This window comes from Tildeniella sp., from assembly GCF_059505325.1.
Genome location: NZ_JCACKI010000028.1, coordinates 16,609 through 30,108, shown reverse-complemented (window position 1 = coordinate 30,108; position 13,500 = coordinate 16,609). Strand labels below are relative to the sequence as shown.

Genomic DNA, 13,500 nt, shown 5'->3' with positions numbered 1-13,500 from the left:
TAAGTCCTAATGTCATCGTACGCATCTAAGGCGTTCAAACTGCCACCGCTTCACCCGCTTCTGCAAAGAATTTTTGCAGGTTTTGAGGCTGCATAAACTCAAGATACTTTGCCGCCATCGCGGGTGTGAGAAACTCTAGCATCAACTTGTTCTCGACCCAAAATTCGAGCACGTCAAAGAAACCATCACGATTGCAACGAACAACGCGCCAGCCTTCCCGTGTGCCAATGCGTTCAATTTCTGCCTGGCTGGTAGGCACTGAAATCGCAACGTGAGTGGCACTAAACGGGGACGCTAACGCATTGCTAGAAAATGTGACCTGGTCGGTACCAGAACCTGGCATCAGCTCAGTTTCAGCAGGGTAGACCTCAATCATCGTGCCATAGTCGTCGAGTGCGATCGCCATGAAGCTACCCGGATGCGGTGGGAAGAGGGTACACGCGCCCTGCAAAACTTCTGCTAGAACGTGAGCAACGTGACCAGGGTTTTCAGCAGTCATCGAAAAGTGGTGCAGCTACAAAATCTCCTTACAGAATAAAATGGTTAAGTAGGCTACCGAGCAAGAAATGGTTAAGTAGGCTACTTTTTATTCCTCTAGTTAAATTGACTGCATTACGCAAAAAACAGCCGCAGCATGGTCAAATTCACCCGATCGCGTGACCCCTCAATCACCTGACTGGATCACCAGCTTGGGTAGCAACGCTGTCTAAAAGCTTTAACACGCTGTGAGCGCAAGCCAGCGACAGTGTGAACTCGGCTACAAGCATGGCGATCGCTCGTTCTCTTTCAGATCTAGACCAAAGCTATGACTAGCTGAGCCAGCACGGTAGAATGCAGTAGAACAGTTGTCCTGACATCAAGCGTGTCGCTTTACGTTAAGTTGATCTGAGGCTTGTTGCTTTGCTCAAATCGTCCACCCAAGCCACCATCCCTGAGCCATCGCCGCGCTATCGGGCTACGACGGTGAGGACGGCGCGATCGACCACACCGCCAGTACAACGACAAGGCAGGCGATCGCGGGAGTCTGAACTACTCTTGCTAATTCACGCTGGATGGGTGGGTATGGCACTGCTGATCGTCACCTGCATTCCTGCCTGGAAAGCAGATTTTGATAAACGCATCCAGCCTGCTGTCAAAATTGCAGCCACAGCCAACCAGCCTGCTGCCGCTGAATCGCACAGTGCTCCGATCGGAATGCGACAGACGCTCTTCGCAGGCGGCTCAAATTCGCTGGTAGCGCGGACGGTCGGTCATGCTGAAGGCACACGCACCCCAGACGGCAGAAAAACCCGTGCCTATTACGGGCATAAAGATCCTGGTAACGGAGTTTGGAATCTGGGCAGCTTCTCCTTTCAGCACTGCCGAGAGGTTCGCTACAACTGCTCGACACCCGAAGCAGCGGACGATCGTCAACTCCGTCGCTTGCAGTCTCAACATGTTGCGTTACTGCAACAAGCAGCAGTGGTCAAACTCCAGATGACGCTGGCAGAGCAACTCAATGGCATTGACCTGGCAAATCAAGCCCCATTGGCTGCGTTGAGCGATCAGGGCTACATCGATCGCCTGTTGCAGGCAAAGCAAAAGGGCTTCAACGGACAGGATGCCATCCTTGAGGCTCGCGTGTGGAGCTACTGGAATCCTCAAAAAAATCGGTGGGACGCGCCCGGATTGGGCAACATTGAACCCAGCATTCGTCACGATCAGGAGCGTCGCCTGCTGGCGATCGATCGTGCCCTGATGCTGTCGCAGCAGGCAGGGCTACAGGCTAGACAGCGCAGTCTTAACGTACTCAAGCTACAGCCAGAAGTGTTGAACCCTTACGCCTTCAGCCAGCGATCGGACTATCTCTGGTGGGATGCTGGCTACTGGGATGCCAAGCTTCACCAGCAGCGACAGGTGCCTCCTGGTTATGATGCTGCCTACGATCGCGGCTTTGCAAACGGCTCCACCTTTTGATGCCCCAACCAATAGCTGCTTTTGCAATGCCGAGGCAATCGCCTATAGCGGCACGGTTATCTGTATTCTGATAGCAGCTAGTTCCAGAGCGATCGCAGTGTCTCGAAAACCTTTCTATGCTTTGCTGTTGCTGCTTGTCTGGGCAGTGGTGTTCTTTGCCATGCCTCAGCCGACGTGGGCAGCGATCGCCCAACCCGATCGGGTGCCCCTCACTCTGGAGCTTTTGCAAGAGCGGCTGAAGAATCCCATGCAGAGCGATGGAGTGCGTATTCTCGACTTGAGCGGATTGACGATCGATTTGCGTTCAGAAAACGCCGCCTTTCGCGATCAGTTTTACAGTCTCGTGCAGGGGCAGCTACAACGTCCTGGTACACCAGTCGGATTAGATCTCAGCTACTCGCAACTTCAGGGTGAGTTTAAGATCAGCCAGTTGGGGCTACGGGCACCGCTGTATGGGCAATCGCTCTCGCCGATCTTTACACCTGCTGAACAGAAACAGCTACAGCGCGATCGACGACTCTTATCCCGCCTCAGCACCCTTTCGCAGTCGTTGCTTTCCACACCCGATGCAGGGATTCAGCCAGCACCGCTGCAAATTACGGTGTTTCGAGGACCGCTGAAGCTGATTCAGACTCGCTTCACAGGGTTAGCTGACTTTACAAACACGTTTTTTCTCAATCGGGTCGAAGCGCAGAGCGTGCAGTTTGCTCAGTTGGCGGATTGGTCACAGGCGCGTTTGAGTCAGAATGCCAGTTTTGCGGGAGCCATCTTTGAGCGGGATGCTCGCTTTCGCAGCAGCATTTTCTTTGCCAAAACAGAGTTTACGCAGACACAATGGCGCGGTGCCGTGAATTTTCAGAACAGCGAATTTCAAGCGACGGCAAACTTCAATCAAGCGTTATTTCAGCAGCCGACCAATTTTACGCGGGTGCAATGGTTGGGCAATGCCGACTTTGCACAGGCGCACTGGCAAGACCAGGCGATTTTTACAAAGGATACGTTTAATCAGTCGTTTTTTCTAACAGACGCGGTGTTTGAAAAAACAGTTTTGTTTCGAGAAGCGCAGTTCAACCGCCCGGTAAACTTGCGCGGTGCGTCGATTCTCGATCGAGCGGAGTTTGGCTATACCGGGTTTGCCAAAGGTGCCTATTTGAATGTGCCAGGACTGCGGTTTGACTCCGATCGCGCCAAAATTATCGGCAATCCAGGACAAATCAGCCGCGTGATCTCAGTGCCAACGCTACAAGGCAACGAAAACCTGCTGCGGGAACTGGTGCGAAATTTCCGGCGTTTGGAACAAATTCCCGATGCCAACCAGTTGGAATATATGCGTGAACGGTTACGCCTGCGAGAACTGCGTCAGCAATTAGTTGGTATCAATATCAACACAGCACCCATAGCACAGTTGTTGGATGTGGGGTTTTCGCAAACGCAGGCAACCGCGATCGTCCAGCGTCGGACGCAACAGCCGTTTCGCAGCACGGCTGATCTATTGATTGTCGGCAGCGTTGATCTGGCGACCTATATCAACGTGCGCGATCGCATCATTGCCAAAGAAGCCGTTACGCCGAGTTTAGAAGCACTCAATCGTCTCTCGGCAGGTTTAAGCTGGCTGGGCTTGAGCCAATTGCTGCTGCTCACACGCTATGGCACGGATTTCTGGCTGATTTTTGGGGTGGGGCTAGTGGCAAGCGCGTACTTTAGCGTGCTGTTTTGGCTGGTCGATCGCTGGCGACGCGTTACGCCCAGACCCGTGCTACCAAAGCTCCCTGAAACATTGTGGGTACTGTCATTATTCAGCGTTCTGTCTTTGTGGGGGCTTGTCTCAATCTTTCGGGCTGGCGATCGCCCCTGGCTGACGATCGCCAGTATTGCGGCACTCATCATTCCTGTGCCTGCTTTGCTAACCATTCGGCTTTACAAAGTGGGGCGCTATCACCCCATGATGGATGTCAGCTACTTCACCGAAGAAGGGTCGCTGCGCCAACTGCGAATCCTCATCGGACGGTTGCCCACCATTCCCCGCTTCGAGCTGTTTCGTGAACGTTATATGCCGCTGCTGTGGGATCGTCGCTGGAGCTGGCTCAATTACTTTGACTTCAGCCTCAACAATTTGCTTAAGTTCGGCTTCAACGACATTCGCCTGCGCGATGAACATCTTCCTGGGTTGATTACCGCGATCGTCTGGTATCAGTGGAGCCTGGGCATTCTCTACATCGCCCTCCTGCTATGGACGCTCTCGCGCACGATTCCAGGGTTGAATCTGTTGATCTACTTTAAGTAGTGAGGGGAGAGGGGAGGCAGGGGGAGAGGGGGAAGAGGGGGCAGAGGGGGCGCGTTTAGAGGTTGACGATCTGCCATCATGATTAGTTGAATTGGTATCAAGGTTCGCTCACGAGTAACCAAGATTCACTCACGAGTATCAAAGCCTCATTCACGAGTGTCAGAGACTCACTCACGAGTATCAAAGCCTCATTCACGAGTGTCAGAGACTCACGCACGAGTATCAAAGCCTCACTTACCAGTAACCAAGACTCACGCACGAGTGTCAGAGCCTCACTCACGAGTATCAGAGACTCATTCACGAGTGTCAGAGAGTCACTCACGAGTATCAAAGCCTCGTCCACGAGTATTCAAGACTCACGCACGAGTATCAAAGCCTCGTCCACGAGTATTCAAAACTCACGCACGAGTATTCAAGACTCGCGCACGAGTGTCAAAAACTCGCTGGATATTCTCCAAGACTCACGCTTCAGACACCCCCAGAAGCACACCACAACAAATTAAAGCCGCTTCAGGTTGTCTTTGCTCCCCTCTTCTTTCCCTGCCGCTTCCTCTAATCGCTTCGACAGTCTGTCTTTTGACAGTCAGAGCAGCATTCGCCAAAAATAGGCAAGATGTTGTGATGGGGTTTTATGGTTTGCGTTAGAGAGTTTCGTCGGGCGATCGGTTGGCTCATATTCCCTGTGCTTCTGGCAACACCCGTTCTCGCACACACAGTCAAGGTTTCAGGTGATGTGGCAGCCACATTTCATATTGAACCAAACCACAATCCTAAAGCCGGTGTGCCGTCTCAAGCCTGGTTTGGGTTAACGCGCAAAGGGGGCAGCACGATTCCGCTATCGCAGTGCAATTGTCGGTTGGCTGTGTATGCAGTGCCGCGTGCTAGCAATGCCTCGCCAGTACTACAACCCACTCTCAAGGCAGTAAATGCGTCAACGTTTAAAGGCGTTCCAGGTGCCGACATTGTGTTTCCCAAAGCAGGGGAGTATGAATTGCGGCTTAGTGGTACAGCGAAGGCACCCGCAACCTTCCGATCGTTTCAGCTCAACTACAGCGTGACCGTAGGAGGCTAATTAGGAGGCTAATTGCGCCACCATCATCACAGTACGCGACTCTTGCCTTCTGCCCTCTGCCTCCTGCCTTCTGCCTCCTGCCTTCTGCCTTCTGCCTCTTGAGCGCCACCTGGCGGACTATAAAACGGCTTCAAGAACGGTAGCGACCAAAACCACGGCAGCCGCACGAGCAAAATTACCGCTGTTGCTGCAATGACACAGCCAGAAAGTGCTTTATTAGCTGCTGTCCATTCGGTTGCGCCGAGGTAATGGGAGCCAACCAGCACGGTATGAACTACCCCAAGGATTAGGGCGGGTACTCCAAGTAGGTGGATGTAGCGCCAGCGATCGCCCAGTGCCTTGACCATCCAATCAAAGCTGGTGAGAGCTGCGGGAGTCAGTAGCACGATCGCCACAATGCCTGCCCAGATCCCGACTTGTTGTTCGATCGGCAAAAAGGGCAGACCTTGAAGATCCCACTCAAACGTATGGGCGAGCATGTGCCCCGTATGTGCCAGCGAGAGAACGTAGGCTCCCACACCCAAAACGCGACGATAGCGCAGAGGAAACTGCCAGAAGCGGCTGACAGGACGGGCAAGCAGCGCCAACATGAGGCAGAAGATGGCAGCGTGCCCGGTGTAATCGACCATTCCATCCGTGCGGAGGAGGGTGAGCAGACCGATCGCCAGCGTGACCCAACCGCCCATGCGAAAAAGCTGGCTCCGGCGATCGCGGCTCAGCAGCGAAGTCGAAAGTCCAATGCCCAGCATCGAGGGTGCAGTACCCAAACCAAACGCCAGCATAGTAGCGGTGCCATGCCACAAATTGCCTGTTTCAGCCGCTTTTACCTGTGCCGCGTACAAAAAGCCACAGGGAATCAGCCCCCACGTCATGCCGAGCAGTGCTGGAGTCCACCAATGTGCGTGGCTGGAGAGCTTCATCATGCCCGTACTCAGCCGCTCATGAAAGCCACCCTGAAGCATGGGATGGAGCAGGGGGATACCCGGCAAAAGCTTCGGGTTAATCTGCGTGAGTCCCATCCAGATTAGCAGGAGTCCGGTGGCGATCGACAGCCCCTGCCGCAACCCACTCCCAATGCCTGCCAATTGCCCGCCCGCTACCAGTACCGATCCCAGCGCACCAATCCCAGCGCCAACCAGTGCATAGCTGATAATGCGACCCAGGTTAAGCAACCCATGAAAGGCAAGCCGCTGCTGCCAGGTTGGCGTGTGCTGCGAGGACTGCTGCGAGGACTGCTGCGAAAGGGCAAACGCAGCCGTGAGCGGTCCACACATGCCCACACAGTGTCCAAAGCTGCCCAACAGCCCCAGCAACATGACCAGCCACAGATCCGTCATGACATCACTTCTTCCAATCCTTTGCTGACTGGTCTAACACATAAGCGGCAACAGCTTTAATGTCCTCTTCTTTCAGACGACCTTTGAAAGACGGCATGGCACCTTTACCGTTTGTCACTTGAGTAATAATCGCTTCAGCAGAATCCATCCCATATTGCTTCAGCGCGGCTGCTTTCAGGTTCTTATTAGCAGCAACCACATTGTTTCCCCCCTGATGGCAGGCGGCACAGTTAGCGCTGAACACTTTTGCACCCTTGGCAGTGAGAGCGGTTGAGTCATCTGCCTGCACCGGGTTAGCAAAGCAGAGGGCGCACACGATCGCCAGCAGCACAGCAAACAGTTTTTTCACAGTCGTTCCCCTTGTCACAACAAAGCATCGGTAAGCTCTATTGTTTACTCGACTGTCTACTGCGTCAAAAGACAGGCTGTCGAAGTTCTAAGGATCGCTCACCTGGTCGCTTGGGTGAGTTGCTGTAGCAGTTCTGAATCATTCGTGAAAAGTATGCAGTGGTTTAGCGGTCAGCGGTCAGTAGTCAGTAGTCAGCGGTGAGCGTCGAGAGCTAGAGCTGAAAGCGAATCCAGCATGACTTTCATCAATCAAACCGGATGGCATATCCAGTGATGCGATCGCTAAAGATTCAGTTCACTTCGCTCAAGCGATTGGCGAGTGCTGTGTATGTTTTCTTGCTTGAGAGACGTTTGTCAGAACGTTTGAGGTATCAGCAACCTTGCTAGAGACCTGTGGTTTGAGTCGATAAGCACCATGCAACACCAGTAGGATGGGCAATGCCCGTTACCTGTGACGTTGCACCCTGAGCACCAGTAGAGTGGGCAATGCCCATCTACCTGTGGCTTCGTGAAGAAACCCGGTTTCTACATTCAAGCAAGCCGTCAATCCTTCACGGGTGTTAGCCTAGAGGAGCAGTCTTTTGCAAGCATCTTTGCTTCACTGTCCATGAAAAACGTTGTGGTAGGACTCTCAGGCGGAGTCGATAGTTCAACAGCCGCTGCCATTCTGCATGATCAAGGCTACTCGGTCGTGGGGCTGACGCTTTGGCTGATGAAGGGCAAAGGGCAGTGCTGCTCAGAAGGTATGGTGGATGCGGCTCAGCTATGTGAGCAGTTAGGCATTCCTCATCACATCGTTGATACGCGAGAATCCTTCCAGGAAAACATTGTGGATTACCTGGTGGCTGGCTATAGCACAGGCATTACGCCGCTGCCTTGCTCTCAGTGCAACAAAGCGGTGAAGTTTAGTCCCATGTTGCACTACGCGCAAGAGACTCTGGGCATCGATCGTATTGCCACGGGGCACTATGCGCGCACTCGCTACGATGCAGCCTCTGAACGCTATCAGCTTCTACGAGCGATCGATCGGACAAAAGACCAATCCTACTTTCTCTATGACCTGTCGCAAGACGTGTTGGCACGAGTCATTTTTCCACTAGGCGAACAGCCTAAGACTGAAACTCGCCGTGTTGCCGCTGCGTTTGGCTTGCACACTGCCGACAAGCCCGAAAGCCAGGATCTCTGCCTGGTGGAAGCAAATGGCTCCATGCGGGCGTTTTTGGACAAGTACATTACGCCACAGTCGGGTAACATTGTTGACCAGGCTGGGAACATTCTGGGGCAGCATGAAGGTGTGCATCACTACACCATTGGTCAGCGTAAAGGACTGGGCGTTGCCCATAGTGAACCGCTGTATGTCGTGGCGCTGGATGCCGCCAACAATCGCGTGATTGTGGGCGATCGTACTGCCACACTTGCATCAGACTGTACGGTGCAGCGGCTGAACTGGGTTTCCATCGCGGCACCAACCGCACCCATCCGTGCAGACGTGCAAATTCGCTATCGTTCGCTGGCTATGCCTGCAACGATCATGCCGCTGGAGAGCGATTCACCCACCAGCGATCGCGTTCGTGTGGTTTTCGACGAGCCTCAATCCAGCATCACACCGGGTCAAGCAGCCGTCTGGTACGATGGCGAAGTGCTGTTGGGCGGCGGTATCATCGATCGTCAAGCTTGAAGCGACCATTTCTGAGCGACCTTCCTGGCGAGAGGTATGTTTTTTGGGAGCGATCAGCAGTCAGCAACTAGCGTTGGATTGCTTGTGTCTCTCTTACCTTATCGTCCTGGGGCTTTGGCTGATAGCTGACCGCTAATTGCTTAAAAGCTCTCTAGAGTTCAACAATTGTTGCGTTGTTTGCAAAATTTCATCCAAGCCGCAATCTTTAGGCATGATGAGATCTGCTTGCAAGCCCAGCGTATGATCGAGAACTAAATCGCTGCGGCTAATAAAGGCTGAAGTCAGAATCGTCAGGGGTGGCTGCTTCAGTGAGGTTTTTAGCTGATGAATGATTTCGATGCCATTCGTAGACGTTTCGTGGCGATGGTTGGGCGCGATCGTAAAATCGATGATGACAAGATCATACGAATCGAGGGCAGAATTCAGAAAACTTTGAGCATCTGTAAAGGTAGTGACATCAAAATGAGTTCTGAAGAAACGCTTGATGGCAAGGCACCAGGTTTCGTCATCGTCCAGAACAGCGACTTTTGGCATTAGATTGGTCATTGTTGCAGCACATTACCTTCGCGTGGCGATCGGAACTCTCTCTAAGCAACCACATCTCTGGATCTAAAGCCGTTGCAGAGGATGACATTGCTTGCTTCGGCAGACCTGCAAGAAAACCAGAACTTAGACGTTAGCACGATCGTTCATTCTACCTTAGGGCTTTCAATATCACAGGCTCATAATAAGGCTACCCATTTTTTCCACCGTACTGCGCTTAGAGCTTGCTAAAAAAATAACTGCACACTTTGGATCAGCTATCAGCTATCAGTTTTTAGCTGACGGCTGACGGCTACAGACCATGCTGTTATTTCTGTACAACGCCTTAGGGGGAGGAAATTTTTAGTAATAACCGCTTATTAGGACTAAACTTCAACTTTTATTAAGCAGCATCGTTGTAAACGTTTGCTAGCATCTTGACGGAAAACCGATCGGGACACTTTTGATATGGCACCTGCAACCGTATTGCGATTCATGCAAAAGACCGCTGAAGACAAAGCCCTGCGCCAAGCGCTCGAAGCGCTGCTGGGTGTAGGTGATGGCAACATTAGCAGTGAAGCAGAGCTAGATGCAGCCGAAACCGAGGCTTTAAAGGGAGAACGTGCCCCTACTGTTGCTGCCTTTGCTGCTCAGAACGGCTTCGCCTTTGCTGCCGAAGATCTCGTTGCTGTCGTTGAGGCGTTCCAGAGGCATCAGGCAGGCGAGTTATCTGATGCTGAATTTGCAACATTGCTGGGTGTAGCGGATGGTGGAGATGCAGCCAGCCTTGCCCTCTCAGCAAACCCACTCAAGCGCTTAACGAGCTACCTGGGCAAAACGTACCTGGGGCTTGGTTAAACCGTGCGATCGCATTAATGCTCCAGTCTGCTCAATGTTTCGAGCCACCTCTAATTACCCCCCAACGCTTGCCTGCTTCAGCTTCGCGCTGCTGATATCTGCACCTGTTAGCAGTACGCCTGTCAGCACTGCGTCAGTGAGGTCAGCGTGGTTAAGGATGGCATCGGTAAAGTCAGCATTCGTCAAGTTGGCACGCTGTAACTTTGCATAGCGTAAGTTCGCGCTGCGAAAAACGGCATCAGTTAGATTCGCGTCGCTCAAATCGACCCCAATGAGATTCGCTCCGATTAGGTTTGCAGCGCTCAGATCAGCACCGCTGAGATCGGCACCAATGAGATTGGCACCACGAAGCTTGGCTTCAATGAGATCGTCTCCTGTTAGTTGTGCTCCCGTAAGGTTGGCACCACTGAGGTTAGCCTGATGAAGGTTCGCACCACTGAGGTTATCGCCACTAAAATCAGAACCGCTCAGGTCGGCAGTCTGGAAGTCGGCTTGACTCAGGTCAATATGGCTGAGGTCAACACCAACCAGGCTGGGAATCACCTGAGCATTGTCTCTCCTCCAATCATTCCAAACGCGAACCCCTTGTTTCAGCAACGCCATCTGCTCTTCATCAGCCATAGCCTTTTCTCTCCTGGTTAACCTAGCCGCTCACAGCCGTTAAGGATTGTTACCACTCCCATTGTTTCCTAACTCGGTCTGATCGGCTGAGATCAGTTCACCGATCGTCTCTGTAAGCGCCTTGGGATCCATGAAGATAATCTTGGAGTTATCGCTTTCACTCAACTTCAGGTTGGCATCAACATACTTTTGTGCCAAAAGGTATTGCAGCACTGCTTGCGAGTTAGTCTGTCCTTGAAGTGCTCTAGAAATGCGTTGAATCGACTCGACCATCGACTCAGTTTCTGACATTGCTGCTTTGCGCTTGCTTTCTGCCGATCGCTCTAGCTCTAGCGACTCTAGTATGGCTTTTGAGGGAGCGAGTTCTTGAACTTCAACCCGCATAATCTTCACCCCCCAGCTTTCTGTGGCTTCGTCGAGTTGATGGAGGAGTGCTTGATTAATCTTGTTTCGACCTGAGACGCTTTCCCGTAGATCCATTTGACCAATCTCACTTCGGAGAGCAGTGACTACCAGGTTAGTCAAGGCTGATTCCAGATCCTCGACACCGTAGTAGGCTTTTTGGACATCAAGAATTTTCCAAAACATGACAGCGTCTACCGTCAGCGGTACATTATCGCGAGTAATTGTCTGCTGAGGAGCCGTATCCAGAATTTGTTCGCGTGTTGATTCGACCAGAACGGTATCGAAGATGGGGATGACGAAATTTAGCCCCGGTTGAAGGGTGCGACGATACTGCCCTAACCGCTCTACAAGACCTTCGTTACCTTCGTTGATAATTTTGATTGAACCAGCGATGTAGCCAACCACTGCTAGAGCCAGGGCGGCAATCAGAGATTCCATAGATGTTGAGCCTGCGGCGATGCAGAGTGGGTGAAGGTGGTCAAATTGATCCAAACTAATTCAATTGTATTCCAGTCTAGTGAGACGGTAGAAATTGAGGGCAAGAGCTTGAACGGCAAAGATTTAATGTCTTTAGCTTTCAGCGGTCAGTGGTCAGCTTTCAGCGGTCAGTGGTCAGCGGTCAGCGGTCAGCGGTCAGCGGTCAGCCTTTAACACCCAATAACTCCTTCTTCTGCGCTTAGTCATCTTCCAGATTCAGCAGTTGTTGATCGATCGCCTGTACACGCGCTTTTACTACATCTTCCGACAAAATCCGCTTGCGGAGTGCTTCGTTGAGGGCATCTTTCTCTGCCAGCAGCAACCGACGGCGGATGGCATCAAGACGGGCAATTCTGCCACTGGCAGCAGTCAATTTGTCCGGGCGACGATTATAAAAGTCGCGCAAAGAGCGTTCTGCGGCGGCGATTCGTACCTGATAGCCAGCACGCATTTCTTCGTAAACAGATTTGGGTAACACACCCGTTTTGAGCAGCGTCTCCAGTTCATCCTGTGCGGCTTTGGCAGTGATGAGCTGAGACTGGAGCGACTCGATCCACTGCTGCGATTCGGAGGTCTGGACAAGGTCGAGCCGACGCACCAGCCAGGGCAAACTTACGCCCTGTCCGACCAGCGACACCAGCACGGTACCAAAAACCAGGGCAATCAATGCCTCGCGATCGGGCAAGGTAGATGGCAAACTTAGTGCCAATGCCATCGATAATGAGCCTTTGATGTTGCCCAAAAACAGGACGTGCTGCCAGCGTAACGGTAAGTTGCGATCGACGTGTTTGACGATCGCCAGCAGCGGGTAGACCGATAGAAAGCGCCCGACTTGATAAGCTAAGACTGCCAGAAGCACAGCAGGCAGGGTTCTCAACAGCGTTTCTAGATTGATTTCGATGCCAATGAGCAAAAAGATGAAGGTGTTGACCCCAAAGCCTGCATAGTCCCAAAAGCTGAGCACTGTGATGCGGTTAGACGCAGAAACCGTCTGGGAGCGCTCCATATTGCCTACAACCAGCCCTGCTACCACGACTGCCACCACGCCCGACATCCCAAAAAATTGGCTGAGCTGAAAGGTGCCGAGGGCGATCGCAACCGTCAACAGAATATTGCTCAGGGAATCGTCCGATCGAGCGTAAAGCCCCACGCCTAGATAACCAAGCGCCAAGCCCACTAGCCCACCACCCAAAATCACCACCACCAGTTCCCGGATACCATCAGCAACCGTAAGTGCTTCCGTTGTATTCACCTTCAAAATCAGGCTAAACAGCACTAGCGCGATCCCATCGTTAAACAGACTTTCGCCCTCGACGATCGTGCTCAGTCGCGGTGGTACACTCACTTCCTTAAAGACAGCGATCACCGAAACAGTGTCGGTAATCGCCAAAATCACGCCAACCAGCAGTGCTGAAACCCACGGCAAGCCCAAGCCAAACTTCAGGATCACCGCCGTTACACCAGAAGCAATGATGACCCCCGGACCAGCCAGTAAGGTCACAGGTTTTACCGTCGTGCGAAGGCGACTGATATCGGTGTTGATGGCGGCTTCAAACAGCAGAATGGGTAAGAAAAGGTTAAGAATCAGGGACGAATCGAGTCCAATGCGGCGGGGCAGCAGTTCGGTAATGGCAAGTCCGGCAACGACTAAACCCGTGACGTAAGGAATGCGGAGCCGCCGCGACACCAGCGCTACGCCTGTTGCAACCAGCAAGAGAATGATCAAAACAGTGACTAATTGAGCCGCATTCGACTGTTCACTGCCTGCAACCGCAAGGAGACATGTCATGGGAATTTGACCTGAGAGTCAATGCAGAAAGCTGACAAATGGATAAGCTATAGTCAGGTTCAGTGCTTTAGACGTGAGCGCTTCACTCTAGACTAAAAGCAAAGATTAGACCAAACGCAAAGATGGCATCGCTAACAGATTCCAGCAGTCTAG

General features: G+C 52.4%; 13 protein-coding genes. 6 read left to right on the top strand and 7 right to left on the bottom strand.

Translation table 11 applies throughout. The features are described 5' to 3' along the window. Nucleotides 1-34 precede the first annotated feature (34 nt). Nucleotides 35-499: a hypothetical protein gene (locus tag AC5JO6_RS11545; protein ID WP_496081210.1), complete on the bottom strand. Its 465-nt coding sequence runs from the start codon at nucleotides 497-499 to the stop codon at nucleotides 35-37. Between the two features lie 401 nt (nucleotides 500-900). Between AC5JO6_RS11545 and AC5JO6_RS11540 the strand changes: the two genes are divergently transcribed. From AC5JO6_RS11540 to AC5JO6_RS11530, 3 genes are all read left to right on the top strand, one after another. Further along, nucleotides 901-1,956 carry a hypothetical protein gene (locus AC5JO6_RS11540; RefSeq protein ID WP_496081209.1) on the top strand — a complete coding sequence of 352 codons (1,056 nt, stop codon included), beginning with the start codon at nucleotides 901-903 and terminating at the stop codon, nucleotides 1,954-1,956. Beyond that, nucleotides 1,910-4,240: a helix-hairpin-helix domain-containing protein gene (locus AC5JO6_RS11535; protein WP_496081208.1), complete on the top strand. Its 2,331-nt coding sequence runs from the start codon at nucleotides 1,910-1,912 to the stop codon at nucleotides 4,238-4,240. The genes AC5JO6_RS11540 and AC5JO6_RS11535 overlap by 47 nt, the downstream gene beginning before the upstream one ends. A 631-nt stretch (nucleotides 4,241-4,871) precedes the next feature. Further along, a complete protein-coding gene (locus AC5JO6_RS11530) occupies nucleotides 4,872-5,312 on the top strand; it encodes a hypothetical protein (protein ID WP_496081207.1) in 441 nt (146 codons plus the stop codon). Nucleotides 5,313-5,338: 26 nt separating this feature from the next. On the opposite strand, the gene AC5JO6_RS11525 is transcribed toward AC5JO6_RS11530, so the two are convergent. Together AC5JO6_RS11525 and petJ are read right to left on the bottom strand one after the other, a co-directional pair. Then, nucleotides 5,339-6,649: an urease accessory protein UreH domain-containing protein gene (locus tag AC5JO6_RS11525; RefSeq protein ID WP_496081206.1), complete on the bottom strand. Its 1,311-nt coding sequence runs from the start codon at nucleotides 6,647-6,649 to the stop codon at nucleotides 5,339-5,341. 4 nt (nucleotides 6,650-6,653) lie between these two features. Then, the gene (gene petJ / locus AC5JO6_RS11520) at nucleotides 6,654-6,998 is read right to left on the bottom strand and encodes a cytochrome c6 PetJ (protein ID WP_496081205.1); all 345 of its coding nucleotides are present in this window, start codon (nucleotides 6,996-6,998) and stop codon (nucleotides 6,654-6,656) included. A 606-nt stretch (nucleotides 6,999-7,604) separates the two neighbouring features. Here petJ and mnmA point away from each other — a divergent pair. After that, entirely contained in the window at nucleotides 7,605-8,675 is a 1,071-nt protein-coding gene (mnmA, locus tag AC5JO6_RS11515) for a tRNA 2-thiouridine(34) synthase MnmA (RefSeq protein ID WP_496081243.1), read from the top strand. A gap of 132 nt (nucleotides 8,676-8,807) precedes the next feature. Here the strand turns inward: mnmA and AC5JO6_RS11510 are convergent, their stop codons facing one another. Beyond that, the gene (locus tag AC5JO6_RS11510; protein WP_496081204.1) at nucleotides 8,808-9,209 is read right to left on the bottom strand and encodes a hypothetical protein; all 402 of its coding nucleotides are present in this window, start codon (nucleotides 9,207-9,209) and stop codon (nucleotides 8,808-8,810) included. 483 nt (nucleotides 9,210-9,692) lie between these two features. On the opposite strand from AC5JO6_RS11510, the gene AC5JO6_RS11505 reads away from it, so the two are divergent. Beyond that, nucleotides 9,693-10,055, top strand: coding sequence for a hypothetical protein (locus AC5JO6_RS11505; RefSeq protein ID WP_496081203.1), 363 nt, complete (start codon nucleotides 9,693-9,695; stop codon nucleotides 10,053-10,055). A gap of 54 nt (nucleotides 10,056-10,109) precedes the next feature. Here the strand turns inward: AC5JO6_RS11505 and AC5JO6_RS11500 are convergent, their stop codons facing one another. Together AC5JO6_RS11500 and AC5JO6_RS11495 are read right to left on the bottom strand one after the other, a co-directional pair. Next, nucleotides 10,110-10,676: a pentapeptide repeat-containing protein gene (locus AC5JO6_RS11500; RefSeq protein WP_496081202.1), complete on the bottom strand. Its 567-nt coding sequence runs from the start codon at nucleotides 10,674-10,676 to the stop codon at nucleotides 10,110-10,112. Between the two features lie 39 nt (nucleotides 10,677-10,715). Beyond that, a complete protein-coding gene (locus tag AC5JO6_RS11495) occupies nucleotides 10,716-11,519 on the bottom strand; it encodes an SPFH domain-containing protein (RefSeq protein WP_496081201.1) in 804 nt (267 codons plus the stop codon). A 36-nt stretch (nucleotides 11,520-11,555) separates the two neighbouring features. Here AC5JO6_RS11495 and AC5JO6_RS11490 point away from each other — a divergent pair, with 36 nt between their 5' ends. Continuing rightward, nucleotides 11,556-11,732: a hypothetical protein gene (locus tag AC5JO6_RS11490; protein ID WP_496081200.1), complete on the top strand. Its 177-nt coding sequence runs from the start codon at nucleotides 11,556-11,558 to the stop codon at nucleotides 11,730-11,732. Between the two features lie 25 nt (nucleotides 11,733-11,757). Here AC5JO6_RS11490 and AC5JO6_RS11485 read toward each other — a convergent pair whose 3' ends face one another. Next, entirely contained in the window at nucleotides 11,758-13,347 is a 1,590-nt protein-coding gene (locus AC5JO6_RS11485; RefSeq protein ID WP_496081199.1) for a cation:proton antiporter, read from the bottom strand. Nucleotides 13,348-13,500: the final 153 nt, after the last annotated feature.

Bases quoted from the DNA above. Each gene is read 5' to 3' on its own strand.
- AC5JO6_RS11505 (WP_496081203.1), top strand. From the start codon at position 9,693: ATGCAAAAGACCGCTGAAGACAAAGCCCTGCGCCAAGCGCTCGAAGCG.
- AC5JO6_RS11485 (WP_496081199.1), bottom strand. From the start codon at position 13,347: ATGACATGTCTCCTTGCGGTTGCAGGCAGTGAACAGTCGAATGCGGCT.
- AC5JO6_RS11510 (WP_496081204.1), bottom strand. From the start codon at position 9,209: ATGCCAAAAGTCGCTGTTCTGGACGATGACGAAACCTGGTGCCTTGCC.
- AC5JO6_RS11495 (WP_496081201.1), bottom strand. From the start codon at position 11,519: ATGGAATCTCTGATTGCCGCCCTGGCTCTAGCAGTGGTTGGCTACATC.
- AC5JO6_RS11500 (WP_496081202.1), bottom strand. From the start codon at position 10,676: ATGGCTGATGAAGAGCAGATGGCGTTGCTGAAACAAGGGGTTCGCGTT.
- AC5JO6_RS11535 (WP_496081208.1), top strand. From the start codon at position 1,910: ATGATGCTGCCTACGATCGCGGCTTTGCAAACGGCTCCACCTTTTGAT.
- AC5JO6_RS11545 (WP_496081210.1), bottom strand. From the start codon at position 499: ATGACTGCTGAAAACCCTGGTCACGTTGCTCACGTTCTAGCAGAAGTT.
- mnmA (WP_496081243.1), top strand. From the start codon at position 7,605: ATGAAAAACGTTGTGGTAGGACTCTCAGGCGGAGTCGATAGTTCAACA.
- AC5JO6_RS11525 (WP_496081206.1), bottom strand. From the start codon at position 6,649: ATGACGGATCTGTGGCTGGTCATGTTGCTGGGGCTGTTGGGCAGCTTT.
- AC5JO6_RS11530 (WP_496081207.1), top strand. From the start codon at position 4,872: ATGGTTTGCGTTAGAGAGTTTCGTCGGGCGATCGGTTGGCTCATATTC.